The 26,038-nt window shown below is 38.0% G+C and carries 25 protein-coding genes; 3 read left to right on the top strand and 22 right to left on the bottom strand.

Annotation, left to right across the window (positions count from 1 at the left end):
- Positions 1 to 546: 546 nt before the first annotated feature.
- Entirely contained in the window at positions 547 to 1,839 is a 1,293-nt protein-coding gene (locus ACZZZC_RS01365) for a carboxypeptidase-like regulatory domain-containing protein (RefSeq protein WP_463486429.1), read from the bottom strand.
- The gene (locus tag ACZZZC_RS01360; RefSeq protein ID WP_463484491.1) at positions 1,832 to 2,410 is read right to left on the bottom strand and encodes an RNA polymerase sigma factor; all 579 of its coding nucleotides are present in this window, start codon (positions 2,408 to 2,410) and stop codon (positions 1,832 to 1,834) included. The genes ACZZZC_RS01365 and ACZZZC_RS01360 overlap by 8 nt, the downstream gene beginning before the upstream one ends.
- 515 nt (positions 2,411 to 2,925) lie before the next feature.
- Between ACZZZC_RS01360 and ACZZZC_RS01355 the strand changes: the two genes are divergently transcribed.
- Positions 2,926 to 4,161, top strand: a complete 1,236-nt coding sequence (locus ACZZZC_RS01355) for a DEAD/DEAH box helicase (protein WP_463484490.1) — start codon at positions 2,926 to 2,928, stop codon at positions 4,159 to 4,161.
- Positions 4,162 to 4,226: 65 nt separating this feature from the next.
- The gene (locus ACZZZC_RS01350; RefSeq protein WP_463484489.1) at positions 4,227 to 5,138 is read left to right on the top strand and encodes an AEC family transporter; all 912 of its coding nucleotides are present in this window, start codon (positions 4,227 to 4,229) and stop codon (positions 5,136 to 5,138) included.
- A gap of 184 nt (positions 5,139 to 5,322) precedes the next feature.
- Here ACZZZC_RS01350 and ACZZZC_RS01345 read toward each other — a convergent pair whose 3' ends face one another.
- Complete coding sequence (locus ACZZZC_RS01345) at positions 5,323 to 6,750, bottom strand: L-serine ammonia-lyase (protein WP_463484488.1); 1,428 nt, start codon at positions 6,748 to 6,750, stop codon at positions 5,323 to 5,325.
- Between the two features lie 110 nt (positions 6,751 to 6,860).
- On the opposite strand from ACZZZC_RS01345, the gene ACZZZC_RS01340 reads away from it, so the two are divergent.
- Positions 6,861 to 7,358 carry an RDD family protein gene (locus ACZZZC_RS01340; RefSeq protein ID WP_463484487.1) on the top strand — a complete coding sequence of 166 codons (498 nt, stop codon included), beginning with the start codon at positions 6,861 to 6,863 and terminating at the stop codon, positions 7,356 to 7,358.
- A gap of 3 nt (positions 7,359 to 7,361) precedes the next feature.
- Here the strand turns inward: ACZZZC_RS01340 and ACZZZC_RS01335 are convergent, their stop codons facing one another.
- The 19 genes from ACZZZC_RS01335 to secG form a co-directional block, all read right to left on the bottom strand.
- Complete coding sequence (locus tag ACZZZC_RS01335; protein ID WP_463484486.1) at positions 7,362 to 8,021, bottom strand: MgtC/SapB family protein; 660 nt, start codon at positions 8,019 to 8,021, stop codon at positions 7,362 to 7,364.
- 23 nt (positions 8,022 to 8,044) lie between these two features.
- On the bottom strand, positions 8,045 to 9,067 hold the full coding sequence (locus ACZZZC_RS01330; protein WP_463484485.1) for a PorP/SprF family type IX secretion system membrane protein: 1,023 nt from the start codon (positions 9,065 to 9,067) through the stop codon (positions 8,045 to 8,047).
- The gene (locus ACZZZC_RS01325) at positions 9,064 to 14,979 is read right to left on the bottom strand and encodes a PKD domain-containing protein (protein WP_463484484.1); all 5,916 of its coding nucleotides are present in this window, start codon (positions 14,977 to 14,979) and stop codon (positions 9,064 to 9,066) included. Before ACZZZC_RS01325 ends, ACZZZC_RS01330 begins: the two co-directional genes overlap by 4 nt.
- 305 nt (positions 14,980 to 15,284) lie before the next feature.
- On the bottom strand, positions 15,285 to 16,919 hold the full coding sequence (gene groL / locus ACZZZC_RS01320; protein WP_463484483.1) for a chaperonin GroEL: 1,635 nt from the start codon (positions 16,917 to 16,919) through the stop codon (positions 15,285 to 15,287).
- Between the two features lie 85 nt (positions 16,920 to 17,004).
- Complete coding sequence (locus ACZZZC_RS01315; protein ID WP_056850692.1) at positions 17,005 to 17,295, bottom strand: co-chaperone GroES; 291 nt, start codon at positions 17,293 to 17,295, stop codon at positions 17,005 to 17,007.
- A 229-nt stretch (positions 17,296 to 17,524) separates the two neighbouring features.
- Complete coding sequence (locus ACZZZC_RS01310) at positions 17,525 to 18,358, bottom strand: TolB family protein (RefSeq protein ID WP_463486428.1); 834 nt, start codon at positions 18,356 to 18,358, stop codon at positions 17,525 to 17,527.
- A gap of 188 nt (positions 18,359 to 18,546) precedes the next feature.
- The gene (locus ACZZZC_RS01305; protein ID WP_463486427.1) at positions 18,547 to 19,308 is read right to left on the bottom strand and encodes a DUF4197 domain-containing protein; all 762 of its coding nucleotides are present in this window, start codon (positions 19,306 to 19,308) and stop codon (positions 18,547 to 18,549) included.
- A 179-nt stretch (positions 19,309 to 19,487) separates the two neighbouring features.
- Positions 19,488 to 19,943: an Hsp20/alpha crystallin family protein gene (locus ACZZZC_RS01300; RefSeq protein WP_463486426.1), complete on the bottom strand. Its 456-nt coding sequence runs from the start codon at positions 19,941 to 19,943 to the stop codon at positions 19,488 to 19,490.
- A 20-nt stretch (positions 19,944 to 19,963) separates the two neighbouring features.
- On the bottom strand, positions 19,964 to 20,347 hold the full coding sequence (locus tag ACZZZC_RS01295) for a hypothetical protein (RefSeq protein ID WP_463484479.1): 384 nt from the start codon (positions 20,345 to 20,347) through the stop codon (positions 19,964 to 19,966).
- Positions 20,348 to 20,351: 4 nt separating this feature from the next.
- A complete protein-coding gene (locus ACZZZC_RS01290; protein ID WP_463484478.1) occupies positions 20,352 to 20,576 on the bottom strand; it encodes a hypothetical protein in 225 nt (74 codons plus the stop codon).
- 3 nt (positions 20,577 to 20,579) lie between these two features.
- Positions 20,580 to 20,846: a hypothetical protein gene (locus tag ACZZZC_RS01285; protein WP_463486425.1), complete on the bottom strand. Its 267-nt coding sequence runs from the start codon at positions 20,844 to 20,846 to the stop codon at positions 20,580 to 20,582.
- 217 nt (positions 20,847 to 21,063) lie between these two features.
- Positions 21,064 to 21,408: a hypothetical protein gene (locus ACZZZC_RS01280; RefSeq protein ID WP_463484476.1), complete on the bottom strand. Its 345-nt coding sequence runs from the start codon at positions 21,406 to 21,408 to the stop codon at positions 21,064 to 21,066.
- An 11-nt stretch (positions 21,409 to 21,419) separates the two neighbouring features.
- Entirely contained in the window at positions 21,420 to 21,971 is a 552-nt protein-coding gene (locus tag ACZZZC_RS01275) for an RNA polymerase sigma factor (protein ID WP_463486424.1), read from the bottom strand.
- A gap of 208 nt (positions 21,972 to 22,179) precedes the next feature.
- Positions 22,180 to 22,680, bottom strand: a complete 501-nt coding sequence (locus ACZZZC_RS01270) for a hypothetical protein (RefSeq protein WP_463486423.1) — start codon at positions 22,678 to 22,680, stop codon at positions 22,180 to 22,182.
- Positions 22,681 to 22,700: 20 nt separating this feature from the next.
- Entirely contained in the window at positions 22,701 to 22,952 is a 252-nt protein-coding gene (locus tag ACZZZC_RS01265) for a hypothetical protein (protein WP_463486422.1), read from the bottom strand.
- Between the two features lie 1,227 nt (positions 22,953 to 24,179).
- A complete protein-coding gene (locus ACZZZC_RS01260; RefSeq protein WP_463486421.1) occupies positions 24,180 to 24,419 on the bottom strand; it encodes a hypothetical protein in 240 nt (79 codons plus the stop codon).
- An 85-nt stretch (positions 24,420 to 24,504) separates the two neighbouring features.
- The gene (locus ACZZZC_RS01255; protein ID WP_463484470.1) at positions 24,505 to 24,630 is read right to left on the bottom strand and encodes a hypothetical protein; all 126 of its coding nucleotides are present in this window, start codon (positions 24,628 to 24,630) and stop codon (positions 24,505 to 24,507) included.
- Between the two features lie 107 nt (positions 24,631 to 24,737).
- A complete protein-coding gene (locus ACZZZC_RS01250) occupies positions 24,738 to 25,394 on the bottom strand; it encodes a hypothetical protein (RefSeq protein ID WP_463484469.1) in 657 nt (218 codons plus the stop codon).
- A gap of 275 nt (positions 25,395 to 25,669) precedes the next feature.
- Positions 25,670 to 26,026 carry a preprotein translocase subunit SecG gene (gene secG, locus ACZZZC_RS01245; RefSeq protein ID WP_265797288.1) on the bottom strand — a complete coding sequence of 119 codons (357 nt, stop codon included), beginning with the start codon at positions 26,024 to 26,026 and terminating at the stop codon, positions 25,670 to 25,672.
- Positions 26,027 to 26,038 lie beyond the last annotated feature (12 nt).

Raw genomic sequence — 26,038 nt, 5'->3', positions numbered from 1 at the left:
ATATAAGTATCTACTTGTGAATTAGCTGTGAACCATATAGGGATATAGAACATATAGTATTTATGTCTTTCTATTTTTTTTCTATGTCTATCTGATTGAATACTCGGGAGTTGCTATGAACCATATAGGGATATAGAACATATAGTATTTATGGATTTCTATATTTTCTCTATGTCTATGTGGTTGAATAATCGGGAATCGCTATGAACCATATAGAGATATAGAGCATATAGTATTTATAGCTTTCTATATTTTCACTATTTCTATATTGTTAAAATAATTGCGATTCGTTATGAACCATATAGGTATATAAAACATATAGTATTTACAGCTTTCTATATTTTTTCTAAGTCTATATGATTGATAATTGGGAGTTGCTGAACCATATAGGGATATAGAACATATAGTATTTACGGTTTTCTATATTTTCTCTATGTCTATATGGTTGAATATTGCAATTTGCTATGAACCATATAGATTATAGGGCTTGTAAGATGATTTGTGATTTTCTATATTTTATTGGAATGAATAGACTCAATACCCGCATTAAAACCTTACACTCATTTCTACCATGTCGTTACCGTTCTTAGGTAAAACCCAGTCTGGTCCGGTTTGAATGAGGCGCTTTGCCTCGGTATCGGCTTTAGGGTTTAACGACTTAATAACTTTAACATTTGTCGGGCGACCGTTTTTCTTAACCTTAAAACTTACAATAACAAATTGTTCAGGACCTTTTGCGTTGTATAGTTTGTTATTGGTTTCTAAATATTGGCTATAATTAATTATCGATACAGGAACAGGTTTCGTGATTTCTGTTAATGTCTTGCCGTCGAGATTTTGCTCTGCTTTCAACATAATTTTTGGCGCAGGAATATTCTCCTTTTTACGACCATTTGAGCCCATTATGATAGCAATTTCATTAATTGATTTATCGCCCGTCATCGCATTTCTAATTGCATTAGGGTCGTTTACATTGGTAATTGGACGTTCTCTGAAACCAACAGCATTAATGATCAAATCTTTGTCTTTTGGAACACTGTCTGCCGGTAGTGCAAAATAACCTTTAGCATCTGTAGCTGTTACGTTCTTCGATCCTGCAAGCTTAACCACAGCACCTTCAACGGGTTTGCCATTACTTTGGTTGATTACGTTGCCACTAAAAACAACATGATTGGCACCCACATTTGGTGCCGCTGCAATGGCCACTTCGCTAGCAGCATAAGCCTGTTTGGCTTTGCTCAGTGCAGGTGCAACCTCTGTTTTTTCTCTAGCTGAAGCCATTACCGCTTTTTTCTGCTCGGCTATTAAAGCTGGCTCATCCTTAGCAAGATCTGGCGTTCTTTTAGTGTTTTTTGCTAAATCGCCTGTCTTAGCATCTACGGTTGCTTTATCAATTAAGGCTGATGTTGTATTGGTATTAATGGTATCGCTTTTGGCTGGTTTTGTAGTGGCAAGTGATGTTGTAGTATCTAAATTAACAATAATGCCGTTTTCTTTCCTGGCAGCAATTTCAGCATTTTTACGGCTGGTTTCACGCATAAAAAATAAAATGCTCACAGCAATAAAAGCTACAGTTGCTGTTGCTGCTATACTTAAACGATGTGTGGTTATGCCCCACATTTTACGTTTAGCCGGCTTCTCCGAAATCCGGTCGTAAAGTTGTTTCTGTAAAATAGATAGCGTTTGCTTGCGTTTTGGCGATTGTTTCAAGCCTTCCAAAGCTTCAGCTACGAATGGATCTTCCAATGCCTGGCGCTCTACAAAGTGCATCGCTTTAGCATCAAGTTTACCATCAAGGTAATTTTCCAAAACATCAATATCTAACCAATCGTTATTCACTACTATTTTTTTCTATACAAATCTTTAAATTCCGCTTACCATTTTGGATGTAGCTTTTCACCTTCAACATGTCGTAGCCTGTTAGATCAGAAACCTCCTTATAACATTTTTCCTGTAAGTAAAATAAATCTACGCTTTTCCGCTGTTCTTCGGGCAAGGTTTCCATGCACTTTTCCATTATGGTAAGCTGCGTTTCTTTTGTGTCGTCAATATCCAGATGCACAAATTCGCTGTTTTCCACAAAAGTATCATCAATAGATACATTATTTTGCTTCGAAGATTTCCTCAATGCCATTAAACAATGGTTTCGGGTGAGTACGTGAAGCCAGCTTTTAAAATTCTGTACTTCATGAATTTTAAGCTTCTTAACCAGCTCTTCGAAAATCTGCATCACGGCATCTTTGCTTAGCTCTTCATCTTTAAAATAGTTGAGGCAAACCCCGAAAACCAGGTGCATATATTTATTGTATAGCGTACCCAACGCATCTAAATCGCCAGTACTTTTATACTCAGCAATTAAATCTGCATCATCTTTCTGGTTAATACCAGCTATGTTTTTTATAAACTTCAAAAAATGGGTAGCTATTTAAATATCTTTCAAGTATAAAAAATATTTTTCAGTAAGGGCGCCAATAAGGTAAAATGCTTTTCAGTTTATAGTTCATCATCTTTTTTTGAAGCGCAAAGACAGAACTAATATTAAAGTTTGTTCCCGTTTTCCGCTTTTACGCCTGCTTGCAGTAGGCAGGCTTCCTTCGCTGCAGGGTAACCGCTTCAACCGGGGCTATTAATGAGAATTTGGTGCTTTTTTTAAAGTTTTCTGACCATGGTGTAACATTAGCGTTTCACCCTTAATGTAGTAACTAGTGTAATTAAACCAGACCGAAGCGACAGCCCCGAGCTTTTTGGCGAGGGCTACAGCAAAGGGCGGGACTGCTGTAGCCAAGAGCTTCAGAAACGTTCATTTTCAAATTAATTAAAGTATAAAAAAACAGACGACTTATTTTTTAAAAGTTCAAGCGGCATTGGCGTTTGCTATTCGTTTTAATTTGAGGTACTTTTGCTAAAATACATAAACACAACAGATTGAATTTTAACGACTTTAACTTTAACCCCGATTTACACGAAGGCCTAATGGCTATGGGGTATAAAAGCGCTACTCCAATACAACAACAAGCAATTCCGGTAATTTTAGCCGATCATGATCTGATTGCATGTGCGCAAACGGGTACCGGAAAAACGGCTAGTTATCTTTTACCGGTAATGGATAAAATTGCCCGTGCTAAAGACAGGCACAATAATACCCTCATTTTAGCGCCAACAAGAGAGCTTGCTCAACAAATAGATTTGCAGGTAGAAGCTTTGGCTTACTTTACCAACATCAGTTCGCTGGCGGTTTACGGTGGTGGCGATGGCATTGCCTATGAACAGCAAAAACGCTCCATGCGTGAAGGAGTAGATATTATTATTGCCACACCGGGCAGGTTAATGGCACACTTGTCATCAGGTTTGTTGAAATTGGAACATTTGCAGCATTTAATTTTAGATGAGGCAGATAGAATGCTTGATATGGGCTTTTATGATGATATTATGCGCATTGTAAGTTACTTGCCGAAGAAAAGACAAACACTTCTTTTTTCAGCCACCATGGCGCCGAAAATTAGAAAAATGGCAGGCAGCATCTTAAATGATCCTCAACAAATTACCATTTCTATTGCTAAACCAGCAGAAGGCATCGATCAGCAAGCTTATAACATTCACGATCAACAGAAGCAGGCTTTGTTAACCGATCTTTTTAAAGACGGCACTTACAAAAGCAGCATTATTTTCGCTTCAACCAAAGAGAAGGTTAAGGCTTTATACAAAGCATTTAAAGGTTTGGGCATTAAGGCAGCCGCTTTTCACTCTGATTTAACTCAAACGGAGCGGGAGGATATTTTGCTTGCTTTCAAAAACAGAAGGCTTCCAATTTTAATTGGTACCGATGTTTTATCTCGTGGTATCGATGTAGAAGGAATTGATTTGGTAATCAATTACGATGTTCCGGGCGATCCGGCCGATTACGTTCACCGAATTGGAAGAACTGCTCGTGCAGCTACAAAAGGTACTGCAATAACTTTAGTGAACGGTAGAGATAAGCGCAAATTTGATAATATCGAAAAACTAATTGAAAAAGAAGTTCCACGTATGCCTTTACCGGAACACATTTCAACAATGGATATTACGCATGTGGAAGAAAAGCGCCCACAACACCCAAGAAATAATGGGAAGAAAAAGGTTTGGCATAAGAAAAAGCCGAAGCCCAGTAATCCTGCAACATAAATATCAAGAACGCCATTTAGACAAAACTTTTTGGCGTTTTCTTTTATCTTATATTTGCGCTAATCATGGCAAATTTCATTCTAATCGGCTTGTGTATTATTGCAGGTATTCTTTTTAGAAAAAGTAAATCACTCCCTAAAGATGCACATAAAGGCATTAATGCATGGATTATCTATATTGCATTGCCGGCAGTTTCTTTCAAGTACCTTCCGCACATCGTGTGGACAAAAGATTTGCTATTTCCTGCACTGGCACCAATTTGTGTCTGGCTTATTGGATGGGTGTTTATCACCTTTTACGCAAAAATTACCCATGCAAGCCGGGCAACTTCTGGTGGCTTAAAACTGGTGAGTTCGTTAAGTAATACTTCATTTATTGGCTTTCCGTTAATTATTGCCTACTTCAGCGAAAAGGAATTGGCAATTGCTATTATTTGCGATCAGATTACTTTTACTTTATTATCCACCATTGGGATTATTGTTGCCATTCGTTCTTCTCAGCAACAAAAACTAAGTGCAAAACTTGTGCTCAAGAATGTGCTCACGTTTCCGCCATTGATCGGTTGTATTCTGGCATTAATTTTACCCCATTATTTAGATTTATCATCATTGGATATTCTATTCAATAAACTAGCCGGAACTGTTGGTCCGCTAGCGTTATTTTCCATTGGCCTTCAGCTGAAATTTGGTGGTTGGTTTAGCGAAATAAAACACATCAGCTTCGCGTTGCTATATAAGTTAATATTGGCGCCGCTTGTTGTTTTAGTTATTGCTTTGCTATTGGGAATGAGCGGGATGATAGCAAAAATAACGATCTTCGAAATGGCCATGCCAACCTTACTAACCGCCGGCGTGGTGGCAGATCAATATAATCTGAATCCCAAAGTTTCTAATTTGGTGGTGGGTATAGGGATATTGCTGTCGTTTATTACCACGGGTATTTGGTGGCTGGCGCTTCACTATTCAGGCTTGGTTTAGGTAATTGCAAACAAGTAAGGTTTTTTTTGCCATATAAGGTATGTAAGAAAATATAAGTGGATGCAGAGGTTTTAACCCCAAGACTTAAATCACAAGTTTATTTTGCGGTACTTTATATCCCTTTCTTAAAGGAGAGAGAAAGCACAAAAATAACCCAAACCTCTAACTTTGACAAGGTGAGGTTTTAACACTCGGGCAAACTAATTGGAATATTGGTAGCCAGGCCACCATCTGATGTTTCTTTGTATTTGGCGTTCATATCAAGAGCAGTTTCCCACATGGTATTTACAACGGCATCTAAACTTACTTTTGCCTTATCAGGATTACTTTGTAGGGCCAGCTGACTTGCTGTAATGGCCTTAATTGCACCCATTGTGTTTCTTTCAATGCAAGGAATTTGAACCAATCCACCGATTGGGTCGCAGGTTAAGCCCAAATGATGTTCCATCGCAATTTCTGCGGCCATCAAAACCTGCCTTTGCGAACCACCTAAACATTCTGTAAGTGCTGCTGCTGCCATTGCCGATGAAACCCCAATTTCTGCCTGACAACCACCCATCGCTGCGGAAATGGTAGCGCCTTTCTTGAAAATGCTTCCTATTTCAGATGCGCAGGCAATGAATTGCATAATTTTCTCTTCCGAGTAACCGTCGCAAAAGGTGATGAAATATTGTAAAACTGCCGGAATAACGCCAGCTGCACCATTTGTTGGTGCAGTTACTACTCGTCCGAATGATGCGTTCTCCTCGTTTACCGCCAAAGCAAAGCAACTTACCCAATCTAATATATAATTGAAACCGTTACCTCCCTTTTTAATGGCTTCTAGCCAGGAGTTATAGTCGGTATATTCGGCTTTGCCAATTAATCGTTTGTTCAATGGGAATGCTCTTCGGGCAACATCCAATCCGCCAGGTAAAAAACCCGTAGTGTGGCAGCCACGATAAATACAATCTCTCATTACCGCAAAATGCTGAAGAATGCCCGCTTTGGTAGCCGCTTCTGGTCGCCAGGCCAGTTCATTTTCCATTACAATTTCACTTACTTTTAGTCCGGTTGATAAACACCAGTGTAAAAGTTCTTTCGCTTTTTCTACAGGAAAGGGTAAATCGACTTGTGGTTTTTTACTATTGTCTTCACCCTCTTTTACTACAAACCCCCCACCAATGGAATAGTAGGTCTCGGAAAAAGCTTTGCCATTTTTTAAAAAAGCCTGGAAGGTAACCGCGTTGGGGTGAAAGGGGAGGCTTTCTGCAATGAGAAACAATAGATCATTGTTGTAATCAAAATCAATTATGGCTTGGCCAGCAAGATTAAGTTTTTTTTCTTTCTGGATAGTTTCAAAGGTTGGCGTAACGGCATCGACATCAAAAGTTACTGGATCTGCACCTGTTAAGCCTAGCAAAATGGCAACATCAGTTCCATGACCTTTGCCAGTTTTGGCAAGAGAGCCATAAAGCAATATTTTTACCATTTCTACATCAGCAAGTAAACCGTGTTGTGTTAGCGATGCCGTAAACTGTTGGGCAGCTCTCCACGGGCCAAGTGTATGCGAACTCGATGGGCCAATGCCTATTTTAAAAATATCGAAAACTGAAATCTGTTCCTTAATCATGAAGATAGTTAGTTATACAAAGCTATGATTTGTTTTTAGAACTTTTGATGCTAATTTTTTGATGCAGAGTCAAAATTACTTATCTTGTAATATAAAATTAATGCCCTCCAATGAACTTTACTCCTCAAAATCCGTATGACCAGGTAGATTACCGCTATTGTCGAGCTTCATCTGGCTTAAGGTTGGCCAATTATCTTATTGATACCATTGTGATTTATTTACTATTGATTATTCTCGGGATAATTATCGCATTCATCGATCCTAAAATTATCGACCATTTGGATAACGGAATTATTAGCCGCATAGTTGGTATGGTATTTTATGGTGTAATGATGGCATTTACTGAAGCCATGTTAAATGGTAAATCAATTGGTAAGTACATCACAAAGACAAGGGCAGTAAATTTGGATGGAACAGATATTACTTTTGAAAAAGCATTTACCAGAAACCTGATAAGGGTAATTCCATTTGATGCGTTAAGTGCACTAGGAACTCCATCAACGCCTTGGCATGATGCATGGTCTGATACGATGGTTGTCGAGGAAAGAAAAGTAGCGTTACAACAGGAAAGCGTAAGCCTATTCAACTCAGTTAAAGCGTTGGAATAAACCCTAAAAATCGAACTCAATAATATCTTTATCCTTTAACATTTGCTCTACAAATTTCCGGTGGTTTTTTGGCGTGCCAGTGGCTGTCCAGTTCCCGGTGATGATATTATTTGCTAACTGATGTTTTCCACGTTGTGGCTTGAGTTTGTTTTCTCTAAAAACTTCCTCATAACTCTCCAAATCACCTTGGGTATGTTGCTTTTTAACGATGCGATAAATTCTTTTCGTAAACCTGCGGTCGCCAATTTCTTCTAAAAAGGGAAAAATAATTAAAGCCAACAGTACAACACCTGTTACGCCGATGGCCTGTTCATAATACCCGCCACCAATAGCCATCCCAATGGCGGCTACGATCCAGATAATACAAGCGGTAGTTAATCCTTTAACTCTGTTTTCTTCCTTAAAAATTACGCCAGCACCTAGAAAACCAATACCGGTAACAATATTAGAGGCAATTCTGTCCTGACTTGTTGGTCCGATTTTAACGGATAATATGGTGAATAGCGTGGCACCTAAGCCGATCATCATCATGGTTTTTAAACCTGCAGATTTACTTCTGTATTCGCGTTCTGCACCAATTAAGCCACATAACAAAGTGGCCAATAAAAATTTATTAACCTCACTTTGCGTAATGAAATGGCTATTATCTAAAATCTCGTTCATCGCTTTGAATTAACAAAGCCAAATTAATAAAAATCGTAACATCTTAAGCCATTCGCCCGCCCACCATTTGAACTATTTTGAAAATACTTTTCGTAACCTAAACCAATTTCTGATGTTCCACTGGTGTTGGAATAATTAATTTTCGAAGAAGTAGCATCGTGACTAATACCAACCCTAAATTTTTCACCATTGGTTCTTCGATTAAAAATGTCAAAGATTACTGATAATACAATCGCATCGTTTCCTCCGGCATTGCTTCCACCACGGTACCAAATTCCAGCATTTATGCCAGCATATTTGTATTGCATCCCTGCGCTATACGAAGTGATATTTTGCTGCTTGTAAACCACGATGGAAGGAATAAGATAACTTCCATCACGATCGTATTGATCGGGAATTAGCGTGAGTTTATAACTCATATTTCCTGAAATGCGCATGGGCAATTTAGCCTGAAAGCCAGATAGAGATTCATCGGGGCGATTGATGTGGTGAGCTGCTACACCAAGCATAAATTTACCGTAAACCAGATTAGTTCCTGCGTTGGCATCAAGATAAAAGCGGCTATCAATACTTGGCCTTTCAGCACCAGAAATACTACCCGGTATGTAGCCCGTTCCAATACCAATCTGATCGCCAAAAACCAATTTGTCCCAATTTAATTTTTGGTTGGTTATTCCGGCTTGCAAGCCAAAAGAAAGTGCAAAATCATCGCCATTTATGATATATGAATAACTGGCTGCGATATTGTTTTTAACCAAATAGGCAGTTCCTTCTGTACTTCTGTTAAAAATTATGCCCACACCACTATTTATCCTTTCCAGGTTTAAATCGCCCGAAGCGCTCATGTAAGAATAATCGCTGGCCAATCCCGACCATTGATTTCTGTACAACGCATTAAACCGAATATCGCCTTCAAACTGCCCAGTGAGTGCAGGGTTGAGGTAAATTGGCGAATTATAAAACTGTGAATAAATATGATCTTGAGCCATCATCAAGATCGGCAACAACAAAGCAAGCATCAATAATAGTATCTTTCTCTCCATCATCTTATTAAATATATTACGCCTGTTTTCCGTGGCGGTGCTGAATCATAAGTCATCCCTTTCCAGTCACTTCCATTTATAAATTTCACCTCTATTTTCCAATAATAAACGCCCTGTGGTTGGTCTTGCCCTTTAAAGGTACCGTCCCATCCTTCTGCTGGCGCACCATCATCCAATTTTGTGGTTTCCCAGATCAGTTGCCCCCATTTATTAAACACGCTCATTTTCCAGTCTTGAATCCCCTGGCCCTTTGCCCTGAAAGTTTTAATTTCGTTTTTGGCGCTTGCAGGCATAAATGAATTGGGTAAATTTAAGTTTCCTGGTACGCCGATAATTCTAACCGATTGAGTGATCGTAGCCGGACAACCTTCTTTATTTAAAACTTTTAGCGTAACGGGATACACCCCTTCATTTGCATAAGTGTGAGTTGGATTTTGTAGTGTTGATCTTGATCCATCTCCAAAAAGCCATTCCCAACTAACCGCGTCGTTGCTAACATCTTTAAAGCCGAAAGTGTAGTTTGGAATGGATAATTCATTGCCAGGGCTAACAGTAAATGCGGCCACAGGTGGATTTGCTGTTGTGATATATCCCGGAATGCTGACTGTATTGTTACATCCCAAAATATTTGTTGCGGTAAGGGTTATGGTAAAGCTTTTGCCCGAACCGGTAAAAGTATGTGTTGGTTCAACATTGGTTGAAGTAGTGCCATCGCCAAAATCCCAAACATAACCAATGGCATCCTGACTATTGTTTTTAAACTTTACCACTACACCATCGCATCCAGTAGTTTTGTCTGCCGTGAAACTTACTGTAGGTTGTTCTAAAACTTCAATCTCCTCTGTGGTTGAGGCATCGGAACATCCATTGGAAGCGTAAAGTGTTATCTTGTATTTGCCTGGTTTGGTAAAAGTATGCGAAACTACCTCTGGAGCAGAATGGGTAATGGCTGTGCTTCCATCGGCAAAGTCGTAAACAAATGTACTTGCCCCTTTTGTATTGTTGTAAAAATCTACCTTAAATGGTGCACAACCCCTAAGTTGGTTGCTGTTGACAACCAATTCCGGAACAATAGAATTTGGCGAAACCCGGATAGTGTATTGAGATTCAGTTGAACCACATTCATTTGTAGCAAGCATTTTTACTACGTAATCTTTAACTACAAGAGTGTTGTAAGTGTGAGAAACACTGGCTTTGTCGGTAGTAGTAACCGTTTCTCCATCACCAAAATCATAAGTATAACTGGTAGAATTGCCGGGTGATGTATTGCTAAAAGTTACTTTGAATGGCGAGCAGCCGGCTGTTTTATCTGGTGAAAATATAGAAACTGGTTTGGCTTTTACTAAAACTTCAGCAGTTTTGGTGGTTGTGCCGCAAGGTGTAGTAGCAGTGAGTGTAATAATGTAAGTAAGGTCTTTTCCTGTTGGGTCAGCCTGATAGGTTACCGCTGCGGGTTGTGGCAAATCTGAAGTTGTTCCATTCCCGAAATCCCATTTGAAAGTAGCTGCAGTTAGTGACGTAGAGGTATTGGTAAACGTGACGTTCAACGGCCCACAGCCGCTTGTTGTATTCTGTGTAAACGCTGCAGTAACATCTTGCCGGGTGGTAAACGTATGTGTAATCTCATCGTTATTACAACCATTACTACTGGTTACCGCAAGTTTAATAATTACGCTTTCATTTTGATTGAGGATGGTATAATCAGGAAAAGTTGCGCCTGTGCCAATTTCTACTCCGTTTGCAAACCAGGTGTAAGTAGCATTTCGATCGGGATACAAAACAGCTGACACATTTGTACTTGTAAGTTTAAACGGAGCGCAACCTTTGTCTTCATTAAAAGTAATTTCTGCTTTCGCAGGAAGATTTACAGTGAGTTTTATTGAGTTACTCATGTTAATCGAGCACGAACCGCTGGTCACTTTACGGCGGTAGTAAATGGTTACCGTTGGCGATGGTGGTGTAAAATTTGACGTATTTGCCCCAATTACATCGCTCCAAACTGTTCCATTTAAACTTGACTGCCACTGATAACTAAAATTACCATCTCCGCCCGTTGGCGTAGATCCAGTTAATGGAGCTGCTGCTGAACCTATACACAGTTGTTGATCTGCAGAAATGGTGTTGTTTGCCAGATCTGGCAATACATTTATTTCTACTACATTACTTACCGAAGTGCAGATGGTACTGTTAACCAATCTTCTGTAAAATAATGAAGCGGCCGGACTAACCGTCAAATCCTTATCAATTGACGAAGGAATATTTACCCAGGTGCTTCCATCAGTACTGCTTTGCCATTGATAATTGAAACTTCCTGAACCACCTGTTGGAACATTGCCTAGAATAGTAACCTGCTGACCAGAACAAATTGATGTCGCGGCGCTATTAATGTTATTCGAAATAGGGGAGAAGTAAGTTATTGTTACCTCCGATGAGGATGGCGGACAGCCAGTAAATCCGGTAATTGTCCATTTAAACTTGTAAACTTCTCCGGGAATTAAGCCAGTTACATTTGTGTTAAATAAAGTAGGATCAGCTATTGTTACTCCTGTTTGATTGGAACTGAGTGTCCACAAGCCATTATTCGGGGCTGGATTATTTCCATTTAAAGTTACTCCATTTCCACTACATAAATTTTGATCGATACCTGCATTGGCGGTAACTGTTAAAGGATTAACGGTAATGGTAGAAACCGATGAAATGGCTTCGGCACAACTTCCACTTTTAACAATCGCCCGGTATCGTGTTGTTATGCCCAAATTAGAATAAACCAACGGATTTGCAGTGGAATTTATCACCGACCAGTTTTGGCCATTATCAATAGAGCGTTCCCATCTGATGATGCTGCCAACCTGCCCAGATAGCGTAATATCTCCTCCATTAGTACCCGCACACAAAGTATTGCTGCCAGAAGTGGTCCCGCCAATACTTTCCGGGCTTACAGTAATTTGCACCTCATCACTTGTTGTCGAACAAGCACTATCACTTATTGTCCACTTTAAAGCATAAGTATTGCCAGCCTGCAAGCCAGAGAGTTCGGTGTTGTGTTTGGTGTCATCAGCAAAAGAAACTGTAGTAGGGGCAGATACAATTGTCCATTTACCTGAACCAACCAAAGCTTCATTAGCTTGAAGCGTATAGGTGTTTACATTACAAAGGGCTGCATCTGCACCGGCATTTGGCAATGTTGCACTCGGGTTAACGGTAATGGTAATTGTGGTTGGTGCACCGGCACAATTACCTGCCGAAACTGGGGTTATGGTATAAGTTACTGTTGCAGGCGTTGAGCCTGAATTAGTTAAAATATCATTAATTGCGGTGCTCGATGATGCAACACTTTGATTGGTATTCCCTGTAATTTCTCCACTAATCACGCTGTTGTAAATGTATTTTACGTTGGTCATTACCGATGATAAACTTATAGCTGCACTGGTTTTATTGCAGATATTAAGGTTTGAAGCGGTTGCGGTTACCAAAGGACTTGGATTTACCGTTACTTTAAATGTAAAGGGAGTACCAAAACAGCCGTCCAAAGTTGGAGTAATTACATAGGTAACAATCGCATCAGTGGTCAAATCGGTATTGGTTAAAACATCATCTATCTTTCCACTTCCGCTTGCTGCAAAGCCTGTTGCATTTGCGCTACCAGTTGCCGTCCAGTTAAAAACGGTTCCAGCAGCAGCCGAAGTCGGGGTATAATCCACATTTTTGCCTGTACAAATTACTTTGGTTGCTGCACTTGTGATATCAATATTCGGTTTAATCGTGAGCACTACATCATCATCAATTTGATTACATGGAGCGGCCAAAGCGGTTGTTACTCTCAGGCGCAAGGTCACGCTGCCGCTATTTTTTTCGGCAGCCGTTGGCGTATATACTGCGTTCAAAGCATTTCTGTTTGGCGTGAAAAAACCATTTCCACCAATCCAGGATTGAGAAGTTGTGGATCCGGTGATCGTTCCTGCCAAGGGAAAAGAAGGTTCGTTGTAACAAATACTTTGATCGGTACCTGCATTGATTACCGGAGCAGTAGAAAAAGTAATTTTTTGAGTTTTGGTGATGGTACCACAATTATTTTTCTGAGTTACGCTAATGGTATATTCATCGTAATTATCAAATTTAATAGATGGATACTTGGTATTTGCCGTAGTTCCGTTTGCAAAACTATATGTTCCGGCACCGGTAGCGGTTACCGTCCAGGTATACGTATCAGCTTCATCGATCAGTGTTCCATCAATCAAGGTTTTTGTGGGCCCAACGGTTGTCGGGTTAAAATCGTAAGTGGCGAGGTTACAAAGGGTAATGTTTGGAGATAAAGTAACAATTGGCGATTTATTAACCACAACGGTTTGCGGTGTAGATGAAACCAAACCACAAGATGGTGTTGTAATGTTTAGGGTAATGGTATAAACGCCGGCAGTATTGAACAAAAATTCTGGCTCTTTACTTTGTGCATTTGTGCCACTAATAAAGTTTGCCGCTGGCGATATTACCCAGGAGTAAGAATTGGCTGCATTACAGATCTGATCGATGACCGATTTATCAGTAACTTTTATCGATCCACCTGCACATATTGTTTTATTAGCTAGAATAAAATCTGGTTTCGGAGGATCCTGAATACAGATAATTTTTTCTACAACCTCAGCCTGGCAAGCACCCGAACTGTTCGACTCCAGTCTGATCTTGTGTTCACCATGTGTTAAGAATTTATATACAAGATCATACGAACGAGGTTTGTTTGCCTCCACCGGAACTCCATCAACATACCAGTTATAAGTGACTACATTTTCTGTACAGCCGGAGGAGTTGGTATTCGGATTTTCTCCCGCGGTTGAGGTATTGATAAAAGTGATATTGGTGTTGGTACAGCCAGGATTGGTGAAAGTGAAATTATTTACAGGCTGAGCTACAACCTTTGCCGATGAAGAAACTGGTGTTCCCAAATCGCCACAAAATACGTTCGAGACTTTTATGGTTACATCAAAAGCATTGAAAATAGTACCAGCGCTTGATACAGAAGTGCTTCCACAAGATGAGCGGAGATAATTATGTTTTACCTTACCCTGCAATGCGGCAATATCGCAGAAAGTGTAAACAGATGTCGAGTTATCACCCCAGGTGATGGTGTATTTGTCGCCCGGAAAATTGTTTTGAATTCCACCAGGCGAGGTGTAATCTACGCTAAACTCTAAAGCGCCCAAAGGCAAACAAACGATGTTATTGCCAGAATTACCAAAGGCCGTAACCGTTTTGTTATTGATTAGGAAATATGCTTTGGTGGCCACGGTTCCATCTGGATTTACCGCCTTAGTTAATATGGTGTAGTGCGCCTGGTCGGCAGTAAACTGTTGCAGCTTTGTGGTGAAATTTAATGGCGATACATTGCCGGTTAGCTCATTGGTAATAGTTGCTGTAACTACAGAAGCGGCAGTAGATTCATTTGAAATAATAAATGGATTATTAGGTCGGCTGGTGCAGGTGCCAAACGTTTCGGTATTGTTTGGGTTGAGATAGTTTGAGATTAACTTCGCTTCAGTGGCTGCTCCGGCTTTTATTTCGAAAACTGTTGATTCGGCACTAGTAATAGCAGGATTGGTAGACTTAACCCTCAATTTATAATTTGTTCCCGGAAGGATTCCTGTTGTGGGGATTATACCATTTACATAGGTGCTGTAAAAAGCAGTATAGCTGCCAATTAATTTTTCGGTTCCGAAATTTCCATTTTCATCAGATAGGTAAAGCTGAAAAACATTGTTTTGCCCAAAGCAATCTGCGGGCAATTTAAATGTTGCAGCAATAGTACTTCCAGGCGTATATGGTCCTGGATTTACTGGCCCAATAGTGATTTGAGCAAATGTTATTTTAGTAATAAATAATAACCCTAAAATAAGGGCATACAAAAGCCATTTCCTTTTCAAACAGGTCTACATTAAGAAATCTCTAACACGGGGGAATGATTTAGTTGCGGTAATCAGTGTCTGGCCTGATTGTCTTACTTACATTTGTGTAATAAGTAATGCTACGCTTTCATAAATATTCAAGTACAAATAAGGTAAATTCTAAGTTACACTCACAAATATTTACACCAAACAGCTTCGGAAGAGTGATTTATGGAAGTAAAAATGCCTTTTTTGATATCATGAGGGCATAAAAAAACCCTCAAGGTATGAAAACCTTGAGGGCATATTTTTACACGAAAACTTTTCGTGATATGGGTTTATGATTACATCATGCCACCCATGCCACCACCACCCATAGGAGGCATTGGAGCACCACCTTCTTCAGGTTCGTCTGCCAATACAACTTCGGTTGTTAATAGCATTGCTGCGATTGATGCTGCATTTTCTAATGCTACACGAGAAACTTTAGTTGGATCGATAACACCAGCACCAATTAAGTTTTCATAAACATCAGTACGGGCATTGTAACCAAAATCGCCTGTACCTTCTTTAACTTTTTGTACAACAATAGAACCTTCTATACCTGCATTTTCGCAAATCTGACGTAATGGCTCCTCGATAGCACGACGGATGATCTGGATTCCAGTGTTTTCATCTTCGTTAGCACCTTTTAAATCTGCCAAAGAAGCAACTGCACGAATGAAAGCAACACCACCACCTGCAACAATACCTTCTTCTACAGCCGCACGGGTTGCATGTAAAGCATCATCAACACGGTCTTTTTTCTCCTTCATTTCTACTTCACTTGCAGCACCAACGTAAAGAACAGCAACACCGCCAGCTAGTTTAGCTAAACGCTCTTGTAATTTTTCTTTATCGTAATCTGATGTAGTGGTCTCAATTTGAGCTTTAATCTGGCTTACGCGAGATTTAATATCTTCAGAGTTACCAGCACCGTTAATCACAGTAGTGTTGTCTTTATCCACTACCACTTTTTCAGCAGAACCTAAGTAAGTTAAATCAGCATTTTCTAATTTGTAACCTCTTTCTTCTGAAACAACAATACCGCCAGTTAAAATTGCGATGTCTTCTAACATTGCTTTTCTTCTATCGCCAAAACCTGGAGCTTTAACTGCTACAACTTTTAACGAACCACGGATTTTGTTTACTACCAAAGTAGCTAAAGCTTCACCATCTAAATCCTCAGAAATGATCACCAACGGTTTACCAGTTTGAACAGTTTTTTCTAAAACAGGCAACAATTCTTTCATGTTGCTGATTTTTTTGTCGTAGATTAAAATGTAAGGATTATCTAATTCAGCTTCCATTTTATCTGCATTGGTAACAAAGTATGGAGATAAATAACCTCTATCAAACTGCATACCTTCCACTGTTTTAACTTCAGTTTCAGTACCTTTTGCTTCTTCAACAGTAATTACACCATCTTTACCAACTTTGCCCATTGCCTCAGCAATTAGAGCGCCGATCACCTCATCATTATTAGCTGAGATAGATGCAACTTGTTTAATTTTGTTATTGTCTTCACCAACAGTTTGAGATTGCTCTCTTAAGTTAGCTACAACAGCAGCAACAGCTTTATCAATACCACGTTTCAAATCCATTGGATTTGCACCAGCAGCAACGTTTTTAATACCAGTAGTAATAATTGCCTGAGCTAAAACAGTAGCAGTAGTTGTTCCATCACCAGCAATATCAGCTGTTTTAGAGGCTACTTCTTTAACCATTTGAGCGCCCATGTTTTCAACCGCATCTTTCAATTCGATTTCTTTAGCAACTGTAACACCATCTTTAGTGATCGCTGGAGAACCGAATTTTTTATCGATAATTACGTTACGTCCTTTCGGGCCTAACGTCACTTTTACTGCATTCGCTAGAATATCAACGCCTCTTTTCAGGGCATCACGAGCTTCTACGTTATATTTTACTTGTTTTGACATTTTGATTTAAGATTTTAGAATTACGATTTACGATCTATTAAATCGCATTTACTTATGACTTTTAACTTTCTACTTTTAACTTAAATTACCCTACTACAGCGTAGATATCAGTTTCACGCATAATCAGATAGTCTTTACCTTCGTAAGGAAGTTCAGTACCGCCGTATTTACCATAAATAACAACATCTCCAACTTTTACGGTTGCTTTTTTACCTTCAGCATCTTCTTCAGAAACAGATACTACAGTTCCTTTAGATGGTTTTTCTTTAGCGGTATCAGGGATATACAAACCCGATGCAGTTTTCTCTTCTGCGGCAGCTGGTTCTACAATTACTCTGTTCGAACTGCCAGCAATTGGTTTAAGGTTTAACGCCATAACTTTTTATTATTTTTTATTTTGATTTGAGTTTTTTAACTAAGCATACAATTAACACTTTTTATGCCAAGTGGCTTTGAGGGACAAATTTTCACTCGTCCTGTCAAAATATAAACAAATTGAGAATATTTGGTGTCAGCTTGGCAGGGAGGAAGAATACCAGTCACGTTCAAAATGTTTTATAAGCTGCATCTAGCCGCGGTCTGCTATACGCTTAAATTAAGAAAATCTATTTCAAAGCTCCTGTCGGATTCGAACCCTTATCTACTATAGTTTTGATGTTTCCTTTCAAATCCGAAACGTAAATTTTGCTTTGGGTATAGGGCTTTTCGCTACCGCTATAAAAAATCCGGTCATCTGCAGTTACGAAAATATAGGGAACATTAAGTCCTTTTGGCGAAAGTCGCTCAATTTTTTTGCTGGCAGTATCCAGGATGTAAGCCGCTTCGCTTGGTCCCGTTAGGCCATCAAGAGCGTCTGAGTTTCCTGCGTTGAAAATGAGTTTTGTGCCATCTTCAGAATAAAAGAAGTGATTGCTGCTGGCGATTATAAAATCCTTTCCAATCAAATCCGCAATCACCCTGGATTCGACTAATTTTCCAGCAACATTAAACGTATAAAGGTTTTTTAAATCATGTGCTACCAACTCCTTTTCATTTTTCCATGTTGGAGAATAAACGTTTATCGTCGAAGCGCTATCCAACATTACATAACCCGTATTATCTGCTTTGATTACCCCAACTTTCCAAAGGTTTTTGCCATTAAAAATGTTAAAAGCAATTGCATTGCCACTCGGCGACCACATGGCTTGGTAATAATTGCTACTATTCACATGCAACTGCAGCTGACTTTTGTTTTCTAAATCGGCCACCCAAATCGTACGGTTGCCTGTTGTGTCATTCGCCGTGTAAGCTAACTTGTTTCCATCTGGCGAAATAGCTGGGTCCACAGCGCCCCCAAAGGAGATTTGTTTCATCGTATCAATACTTGTGGCAACAATTTTTTCTCCATCCTGGTAAGCCAAAGCAAAATTTTTACCGCTTAAAGAAATGCTATCCAACATTGCTGTTGATTTTGACTCTTCATTTTTATTTGAGTTGCATGACGCAAAAATAGCTAGACAAAAGATAGTAACGGCTGCAAAACGCGATTTGAATGTTATCATGTACAATTTTACGAATTGTTTTAAATAAAGCAGGCCCGAGTTTTTTCAAAACCCAGGCCTGCTGCCTTTTATGATTTTATTTAGACTTAAATCTTCTTTTTATCAGCGTATCCAAATACCTTTTGTAGTAAAGTTGTGCTACGTGAGCTTAAATTACCTCTTATTTTAAGTTCTTCTTTTGCAACTTCAATGAATAAACCGTCAATCGCTTTTTGCGTAACGTATTCTGTGAGGTTTGTATTTACCGGTTTTACTAAAGGAAGTCGGTTATATTGCGAGGTTAAATCAGAATAGTATTTAGTAGCATTAACCTTGTTTAAGCTCGTGGTTACTATCGGACTAAATTTTTGCATCAATTGCGCTGTGGTCACACGTTTGAAATAAGTGGTCGCCGCGTCGTTGTTTCCTAATAAAATATTAGTGGCATCTGCCAATGTCATTTGTTTTATAGCAGATATAAAAATTGGTTTTGCTTCAGTAGCAGCATCTTCAGCAGCACGATTTAAGCTGGTGATTACGTTATCACAAAGTTTGTTCAGGCCAATTCCACGCAAGGTTTTCTCTACCTTTTGTGCTTCGGGAGGCATTAGAATTTTTACCGCTAAATTTCCTAAGAAACCATCCTTCACAGATAATCTATCGGCACCCGCAGAAACCCCAATTTGCAAAGCTTCTTTAATGCCCTGTCCAATTTCGAACGTACTTGGCGTGCCCGTTGCGCTTGTTGTATTTGCTTGTTTTTCGGTAATTTTTTTAAAAATGTCGCTTAACTTGATCTGTGCTTTGGCGTTAAAATTTGAAAATAATATTAATGCTAGGGATGCAGTTAAAATATTGATTCTTTTCATCGTGTGTGTTTGGCTTTTTAAAGCAAAATGGCTGCCACAAATTTTAGCAACTTAATTGTTGAGAAGATAAAGGTTTGATCCTAGCAAACATGTTAAATTTATGGAGGCGAAAAATCCTTAAAAAAACAAACCCCGATTGTAAAAACAATCAGGGTTTTCGAAATTATAATAGACGAAACTTAGTTTACTGCGATATCTTTTGCAGGCACATTCGTTTCGGGATTTTTAGGCAGAATAATTGTCAAAATGCCATCGGCATATTTCGCTGTGATCTGATCGACAATGGCTTTGCCATTTAAAGCAAATGCTCTTTCAAAAGCACCATTGCTAAATTCTCTTCTGCTGAATTTTTTTTCGCTTTCTGCCGGTTGTTCTTTCGGGGTGTAAGAAATGGTTAAAACATCGTCTTTGGTTAATACTTTCAGGTATTCTTTTTCCAAGGCAGGAGCAAAAACGTGGATAGTGAACTTATCATCAGTTTCTTCAATGTTCGCCGGTACACGTCTGAAACCGTTCCCAAACATTTCGTGTGCATGGTGGGCAAACCTTCCATGGTGGTGTCTGCCAAATCTTGCGTGTCTTGTTCCGCAGTTGTTATTCATTTTGCCAGTGTGGCATCTATTTTCGTTGTACATTTTATTAAAATTAATTGTGATTAGTTCGAGATCATTTGCTGGGTTCTCGAAATACCCAGTAATTGTGTAATGATGTTGGCATAAGGATAGGATGAAGAAAAAACGGCGTAATCGAATTTTAGTCCGCGTATCTGCACCACGATGTCATCAATAAATTTCATTGGCTCAAGCAATGCACTTATCAAACCCGATTTAGGTTTTTCATCTTCCGAATTTGGTCTGAATGTATTTAACTCCTCATTATAGGCTTTAAAATCTGCTCCAATATTTTCAATTGGCGACTTAAATTCCTGATTACCGAAAAAAGTAACTTTTTCTCCCTTGGTAATCAACTCGCTTGCAAAACCAAGAATAGGATTGACATCATTTTGCGAAGGACTGCTTAAAACTAAAACCTGCGACATCTGCTTACTTATTTAAACTATCAATTGGAGTGACCACGCTATCAACTGCTTTCCAGTTGTGGTGGCTAAAATCGTGGTTTTTGCGGTGTGATTCGCAATCGTTTTCCCGATAATTCTTGTTCTTGAAATCTAACCGATCCGGATATCCGTTTTGAATGGCCAACACATTCAAGCTGTAAAAGGTTGCGCCTGCTACAGCTATGGCTAATAATATTCTAAATGCTTTCATGGCTTAGTAATTGATATTGATGTGATTTGTTGGGCCGTTTCCCTGAATGTTTGGTTTGTACCATTGATTATCAATGGGTACAATTGGCGAGTAATTTGAATTAAACTCTTCGAATCGATTTGCGAAATAACGACGACGGCGACCGAAGATCATTTTTAAGAATAGACCGATAACCATTAATCCTAATATAAACTTGAATAGGAAGGGCACGAAAAATACGGCTGCGCCAAGTAAAATTCCGAATGCTATAGCTTTAAATATTTGTTTCATTTTTTATTATTTAATAGGGTAGACGGCGGTGATTTATTTTTACTTTAAATAATTTGAAAAATTATTTTATGCCATGATTTGTGCTGGCTTGTCTAAACAATACCAAAGACGGTCGTTAATGAACAATGGAGTGCTCCTCACTGCATAGCAATCCCTTTGAGACAAAGACGGGCAAGTGGTTAAAACAAAAAAAGCCAGCTTTTCAGCTGGCTTCATATTATTCTTTGTTTCGATGTCCCCATCCTCCACAACGGCGGCGGTATTCTTCTTTAAACTTGGCCCTTTCTTCCTCATTCATGCCATCCCACTTCGAGCGCATTTCTCTGGCTTTTTCGCGAAAGCGGTTGTTGCCCCCACCTTTGTTGAAATTGCCAAACAACAAGCGGCAAAGTACCAGCAACCCCAATGCTTGCCAGAAATTTAATTTACCGGCGTGGACTACTTCCGGTAAAATCCAGTTCCATAAAAACATGACAACGAAGCCTAGAGCAGCTGCAATTAGCGCTACAACAGGGATAAAGAAAATGAATTTCTTGCCTTTACTAAACTTTCTATTTCTCATTTCCTATTCAATTAATAGTTAATAAATTCTTGATATAAATTTTGCAAACGGCTACGCAAATGTTTTACTGCATAACCCTTTCTTGATATTAAAGTCTTAATGTTTTCGCCACTTTCATCAGCCAATTCTTGAAAAGTACGTTCTTCCAATTCATTCTGAACAAAAACATAACGCTGGTTTTCCGGTAATTCTTCGAGTGCCAAAAATAGCTGATCCCAGAAAAGCTTTTTCAAGCCTTCCTGCTCAGGAGAATAGGCGTCAGCCAATAAAATCTCCTTAAAGTTGATTTCCCCATCGTCCCCTTCGAAAGTAAAATCCTCCAAATGATCTTCCTTCTGCTTTCGGTATTTATCAGTGATCTTGTTTCGGGCAACGCGATAAAGCCAGCCACTAATTTGCTCTATGGCACCAGCTTCAGGCTGATTGCTTAACTGGTACCAAACATCCTGCAAAATATCTTCCGCGTCCTCATCAGTATTCACCCGCCCCCGGATGAAACTGAATAAGCGTTTCCCATAGTCGGAAACCGTAGAAATAATATTTTGAGATTCGTTTGTGGGCAAAATTATGGGGGTTATAAACCTGTAAACGGATGAGATTCCATATTACTTTAAATTACGCTCATTTTTTTTAAAAAAAATCAGGCAAAAAAACCTTCCGAAAAGGAAGGTTTAAAAGAGCTTATACTTTTGAATTTGGTTTATTCAAAATCTGTTACAGTCAATTGTTGCTTACATAATTAACCTATTATTATGCTGCATTAATAAAGTTTTAGTCTAAAAATTGCCATTCCTTGATGCCACTAGTCCAAAGTTTGTATGGTTTAGTCCCAGTCTGAATATAAAAAGCGTAACCATTATTTTTTTTATCGTTGAAATAAATATAATTCTTATAAATTATTCCGAACCAGACTTTTGGTAGAGATTTGAAATGCTTTGGGATCAAAGTATGTAAGGAATCTGGATAATGCCCATTATCTTTATTGAAATTTTCAAGGGCATGTATCACTACAGTAGCATTGTTTTCATTTAGTTTAGTTTGAAAATTTCGCACAGTTATGGTTAAAATCATGCCTAACACATAGAATATCAATCCTAGAATTAAATCTTTTTTTTTCTGCAGGACGCCGATAACAAAAATGATTAAATAAGCAAAAAAAGATACAATAAATAGCATTATTAATAAAGGAAACTTATCGTCATCACTAGTCCAGCATTGTACTAAAATAAAAGGGAAAATGAGACTTAGAAAACAAATATTTATTTTTTTCATAGTTTCAATGACTTGAATGATTAACTTTTTAATGAGCCTCTTTTATCAACTTCGTAAATAATTATCTTATTAATATCTTCTTTAATAATAACTATTTTCCATATTGGCTGGAGATCATTAAAAGGAATGCTTTTAATAGGAATATTTTGTTTATACCATTCCTCAAGTGCTTTCTGGTTTGTCAATATTGGTTCGCTGCCCTTTTTGCACGGAATAATAATAAAAAAGGGCAAAATAAAAGCAAAGAGATCCATTGGGTTGTTTTTCCTCATTTGTTTAATTTATATTTAAGATTTTTTTGAGAAATGAGAAGATTAACGTAGTAATAAATTCAAGCTACCAATTAAATTATTATATATCGTATAAAGGAATTATCGATAAACATTTATTCCAATATCCAAGGGTGTTACGATCCATCTATTATTTGAAAATGTTATTTTAAATTCGCCATAAATCTTGCTGCTTGGCGGCTCAAAATTGCCACATATTAATTTAAGAATTCTTTCTCTGGATACAACAGAATCTAAATGGGCCAAAATAACTTTTTCACTGCTCAAGCGGTTTTTGTTGAAATTTATAAAAACAACAATCTTTTTAATATGTATCAATCCTTAATTGTGCTATTAACTCTTAGATTGAAACTATCGATAGTCGTTGACTGTAGTAGAGAATAAAATTTTTTATTTGATAAAGCTGACCTGATAATCAATTTTACCTCACTATCCTTCAAAACTTTATTTTCCTTGTTACATGAACAAAAAAGGAAAATATATGCTATAAACCAATAAAATGATTTCATATTGTTTACCTAGTATTTACTTAAACTTAGTCTTTTTGTTAGCTTTCAGTTCACAATATGTTTGAACTAATAGCCGTCCATTAGCTTGCCTTTTATAAAGTTTGACTTTCATTTCCACATCTATCGCCGCAATAATAAGCTGAATAAATAAATACGTAATTGTTATCGGCACTAAAAATTGGTCTTGACAGTATGAAAAAGTCTTTTCCGATTTGTTATTTAAAGTTAGGCCATTTTACTTTCTTATTGATTGGGCTCACATCTTCTGAAATGATAATAGAATTTGGAATTATCGTTTTCGACCATATTATTGTAGTATCATTCAATAGATTTTCCATCGAAAATTTAGCTTTTGTTTCGTTTTTTACATGTTCAATCAGGCAACTTGATTAAGCGCTGATTTTAATCTCCTTGTCCATCAAAATAATTGTATCCTTTTTTAATACATCCTTTATAAAAAAGTTGATAAACTCCTTAGTTTGTGAATTTTTAGTGGTGTCAGTTTCTTTGTTCCTCAGGCAAGATACTATTTTGATAAGCAAAACACAGTAGATTAATCTATTCATATAAATAGCTTTTAAAAAATATTTATTAATCAGGATCACTTAATCTTTTAAACCATATGAAATTGGAATTGATTATCGAATTGAACCTTTCCGCCATAATACTTAACTCAAATTGAAACCCAGCATCATTTCCATTATGAATCATTAGGGTGTTTACTTGTTAAACCATTACCAAAATGGACGAATTCGTGAAGTATTATTGCGGTTAGATAGAATTTAAACGCAGAAGCTTGCCCTAGTCTAAGTAAATTTGGGTCATTTGCAAGGTCTGAATCTAGTGTAATAACATTTAAATTTTTGTCGTACTGCCCACTTGCCGCTAAAAGGTCTTTAACAACAATACCTGGTCCATTTCCAGCTTTCAAATTATTCAAAATTTCTTGTTCGGATAAGTTTGAGTATTTTTTAAAGTCGCCATTAGTTTAGGGTGATTCTTTACCTTTTCATATAATCCGTCAATTATCTTCGCAATAGTAGGGTATTTGGCGCATACGTTGCGCTAGCAGCAAGGGTGGCAAATCCAATGTCGTGCCTAATAGCAGCATCAGCCAATCTTTCTTCTCTCACACCGTGAAAATTTACCATCGGGATAGTTTTAGGGCAGGAATTATAACTGGGAGGTGGGCATGGGGGTAGTTCCTCCATCACCACCATTACAAACTGTTGTGGTACTGGTAAATAAATACATTTAATTACCACTCATTTGAGAAATAGGTTTTAAATAATTTTTCAATCTCAATTATAGTCTTACGCCCTTTTCTACCTGGACAAACCTCTTCTTCATAAAATCGAGGTGCGTAAAAACACAAGCATTTTATAGTACTTTTTGTTATTAAATATAAACTAATACCTCCTCCATCGTAAACATTTCTATCATGTCCATCTTTAGCGTTCGGACAACCTTCACCATCAATTGAATCATCATTAATCTGCCAAGGTTGTTGCTTTAACAAAGACTGCCAAAAAGTTTTACTACTATCCCTATTTAAATAAAGGGGATTAAAATAAATATTAACATCTGCTGGTGCGTTCAAGTAATCTAATCTATTTCTTTTATAAAGTCTATATCCAATTGCCTTAGGTAACAAAATTCTTTTATCTATTTCTTTAAGCTGCTGATATTGATAAATAGATATTGTATCTCCTACCTTACTTATTATAAAATATTCGGGTCTATTAATGCGGTAGTTCATCCTTTCAAAAAGAATGGTGCTATCTGCATTTTTTTGTAAATATTTATGCATTGGCGTAATGTCCACCTGAGGCACAGCATTAATTTTTTGAGCAAAAACAGCTATTGCAACATGATTAAAAATCAACAATAAAAAATATTTAAAATCTATTTTCATATTAATTACAGATTGGTATACCCTTTTTGAACTCTGGTTTATCTCCACTATCCTTATATGGCAATGCCAAATTATCAATTTCATCTTTCGTTATGAAATTTCCATTATTCATTTTTTATAATGTAGTGCCAATAGCAGATTTATATGCTATAGAATCAGGAACGCCACTCCATGCTAAGGCATATGCCTCCTTTAGTTCCAATCCAAATATAAATACAAGACAAAAAAAAGCTTTCCCTTTTGAGGAAAGCTTTTTGAAATTTTTATAGTCTAAACTATTTTTTAGTCGTATCAGTAGTAGCTGGTTTTGCCGGAGCAGTGTTGTTTAATGATCCACCAAGTGGAGATGGAGCAGGTGTTTTATCCAAACGCTCTTGAATAGCAGAGTTTCCTACAGCTGTAGCACCACCGCCATTTTTAGTAATCGTAGTAATGCCTAAGGTTAAAATCACAATGGCAGCTAATAAAACCCACGATCCTTTTTCTAAAACATCGCCCGTACGTTGAACGCCAAACATGTTGCTTGTGCCACCGCCTGTTGCTAAACCACCACCTTTAGGGTTTTGTATCAATACAAATAAGCCTAAAGCTATACACACAACAATTAATAAAATGATTAAAAAGGTTACCATGGTAATATTATA

This window comes from Pedobacter sp. AC212 (genome assembly GCF_979258625.1).
Note: the sequence above shows the minus strand (reverse complement) of the source record. Positions and strands in the feature narration are given on the sequence as shown.

What these genes read in the sequence shown, in the direction of transcription:
- ACZZZC_RS01315 (WP_056850692.1), bottom strand. Translation starts at nt 17,295, where the DNA reads ATGGCGTTAAACCTTAAACCAATTGCTGGCAGTTCGAACAGAGTAATT.
- ACZZZC_RS01330 (WP_463484485.1), bottom strand. Translation starts at nt 9,067, where the DNA reads ATGATGGAGAGAAAGATACTATTATTGATGCTTGCTTTGTTGTTGCCG.
- secG (WP_265797288.1), bottom strand. Translation starts at nt 26,026, where the DNA reads ATGGTAACCTTTTTAATCATTTTATTAATTGTTGTGTGTATAGCTTTA.
- ACZZZC_RS01295 (WP_463484479.1), bottom strand. Translation starts at nt 20,347, where the DNA reads ATGTCGCAGGTTTTAGTTTTAAGCAGTCCTTCGCAAAATGATGTCAAT.
- ACZZZC_RS01290 (WP_463484478.1), bottom strand. Translation starts at nt 20,576, where the DNA reads ATGAAAGCATTTAGAATATTATTAGCCATAGCTGTAGCAGGCGCAACC.
- groL (WP_463484483.1), bottom strand. Translation starts at nt 16,919, where the DNA reads ATGTCAAAACAAGTAAAATATAACGTAGAAGCTCGTGATGCCCTGAAA.
- ACZZZC_RS01345 (WP_463484488.1), bottom strand. Translation starts at nt 6,750, where the DNA reads ATGATTAAGGAACAGATTTCAGTTTTCGATATTTTTAAAATAGGCATT.
- ACZZZC_RS01265 (WP_463486422.1), bottom strand. Translation starts at nt 22,952, where the DNA reads ATGAGGAAAAACAACCCAATGGATCTCTTTGCTTTTATTTTGCCCTTT.
- ACZZZC_RS01255 (WP_463484470.1), bottom strand. Translation starts at nt 24,630, where the DNA reads ATGGTAAATTTTCACGGTGTGAGAGAAGAAAGATTGGCTGATGCTGCT.
- ACZZZC_RS01350 (WP_463484489.1), top strand. Translation starts at nt 4,227, where the DNA reads ATGGCAAATTTCATTCTAATCGGCTTGTGTATTATTGCAGGTATTCTT.
- ACZZZC_RS01270 (WP_463486423.1), bottom strand. Translation starts at nt 22,680, where the DNA reads ATGAAAAAAATAAATATTTGTTTTCTAAGTCTCATTTTCCCTTTTATT.
- ACZZZC_RS01300 (WP_463486426.1), bottom strand. Translation starts at nt 19,943, where the DNA reads ATGTACAACGAAAATAGATGCCACACTGGCAAAATGAATAACAACTGC.
- ACZZZC_RS01250 (WP_463484469.1), bottom strand. Translation starts at nt 25,394, where the DNA reads ATGAAAATAGATTTTAAATATTTTTTATTGTTGATTTTTAATCATGTT.
- ACZZZC_RS01310 (WP_463486428.1), bottom strand. Translation starts at nt 18,358, where the DNA reads ATGTTGGATAGCATTTCTTTAAGCGGTAAAAATTTTGCTTTGGCTTAC.
- ACZZZC_RS01305 (WP_463486427.1), bottom strand. Translation starts at nt 19,308, where the DNA reads ATGAAAAGAATCAATATTTTAACTGCATCCCTAGCATTAATATTATTT.
- ACZZZC_RS01280 (WP_463484476.1), bottom strand. Translation starts at nt 21,408, where the DNA reads ATGAGAAATAGAAAGTTTAGTAAAGGCAAGAAATTCATTTTCTTTATC.
- ACZZZC_RS01285 (WP_463486425.1), bottom strand. Translation starts at nt 20,846, where the DNA reads ATGAAACAAATATTTAAAGCTATAGCATTCGGAATTTTACTTGGCGCA.
- ACZZZC_RS01335 (WP_463484486.1), bottom strand. Translation starts at nt 8,021, where the DNA reads ATGAACGAGATTTTAGATAATAGCCATTTCATTACGCAAAGTGAGGTT.
- ACZZZC_RS01340 (WP_463484487.1), top strand. Translation starts at nt 6,861, where the DNA reads ATGAACTTTACTCCTCAAAATCCGTATGACCAGGTAGATTACCGCTAT.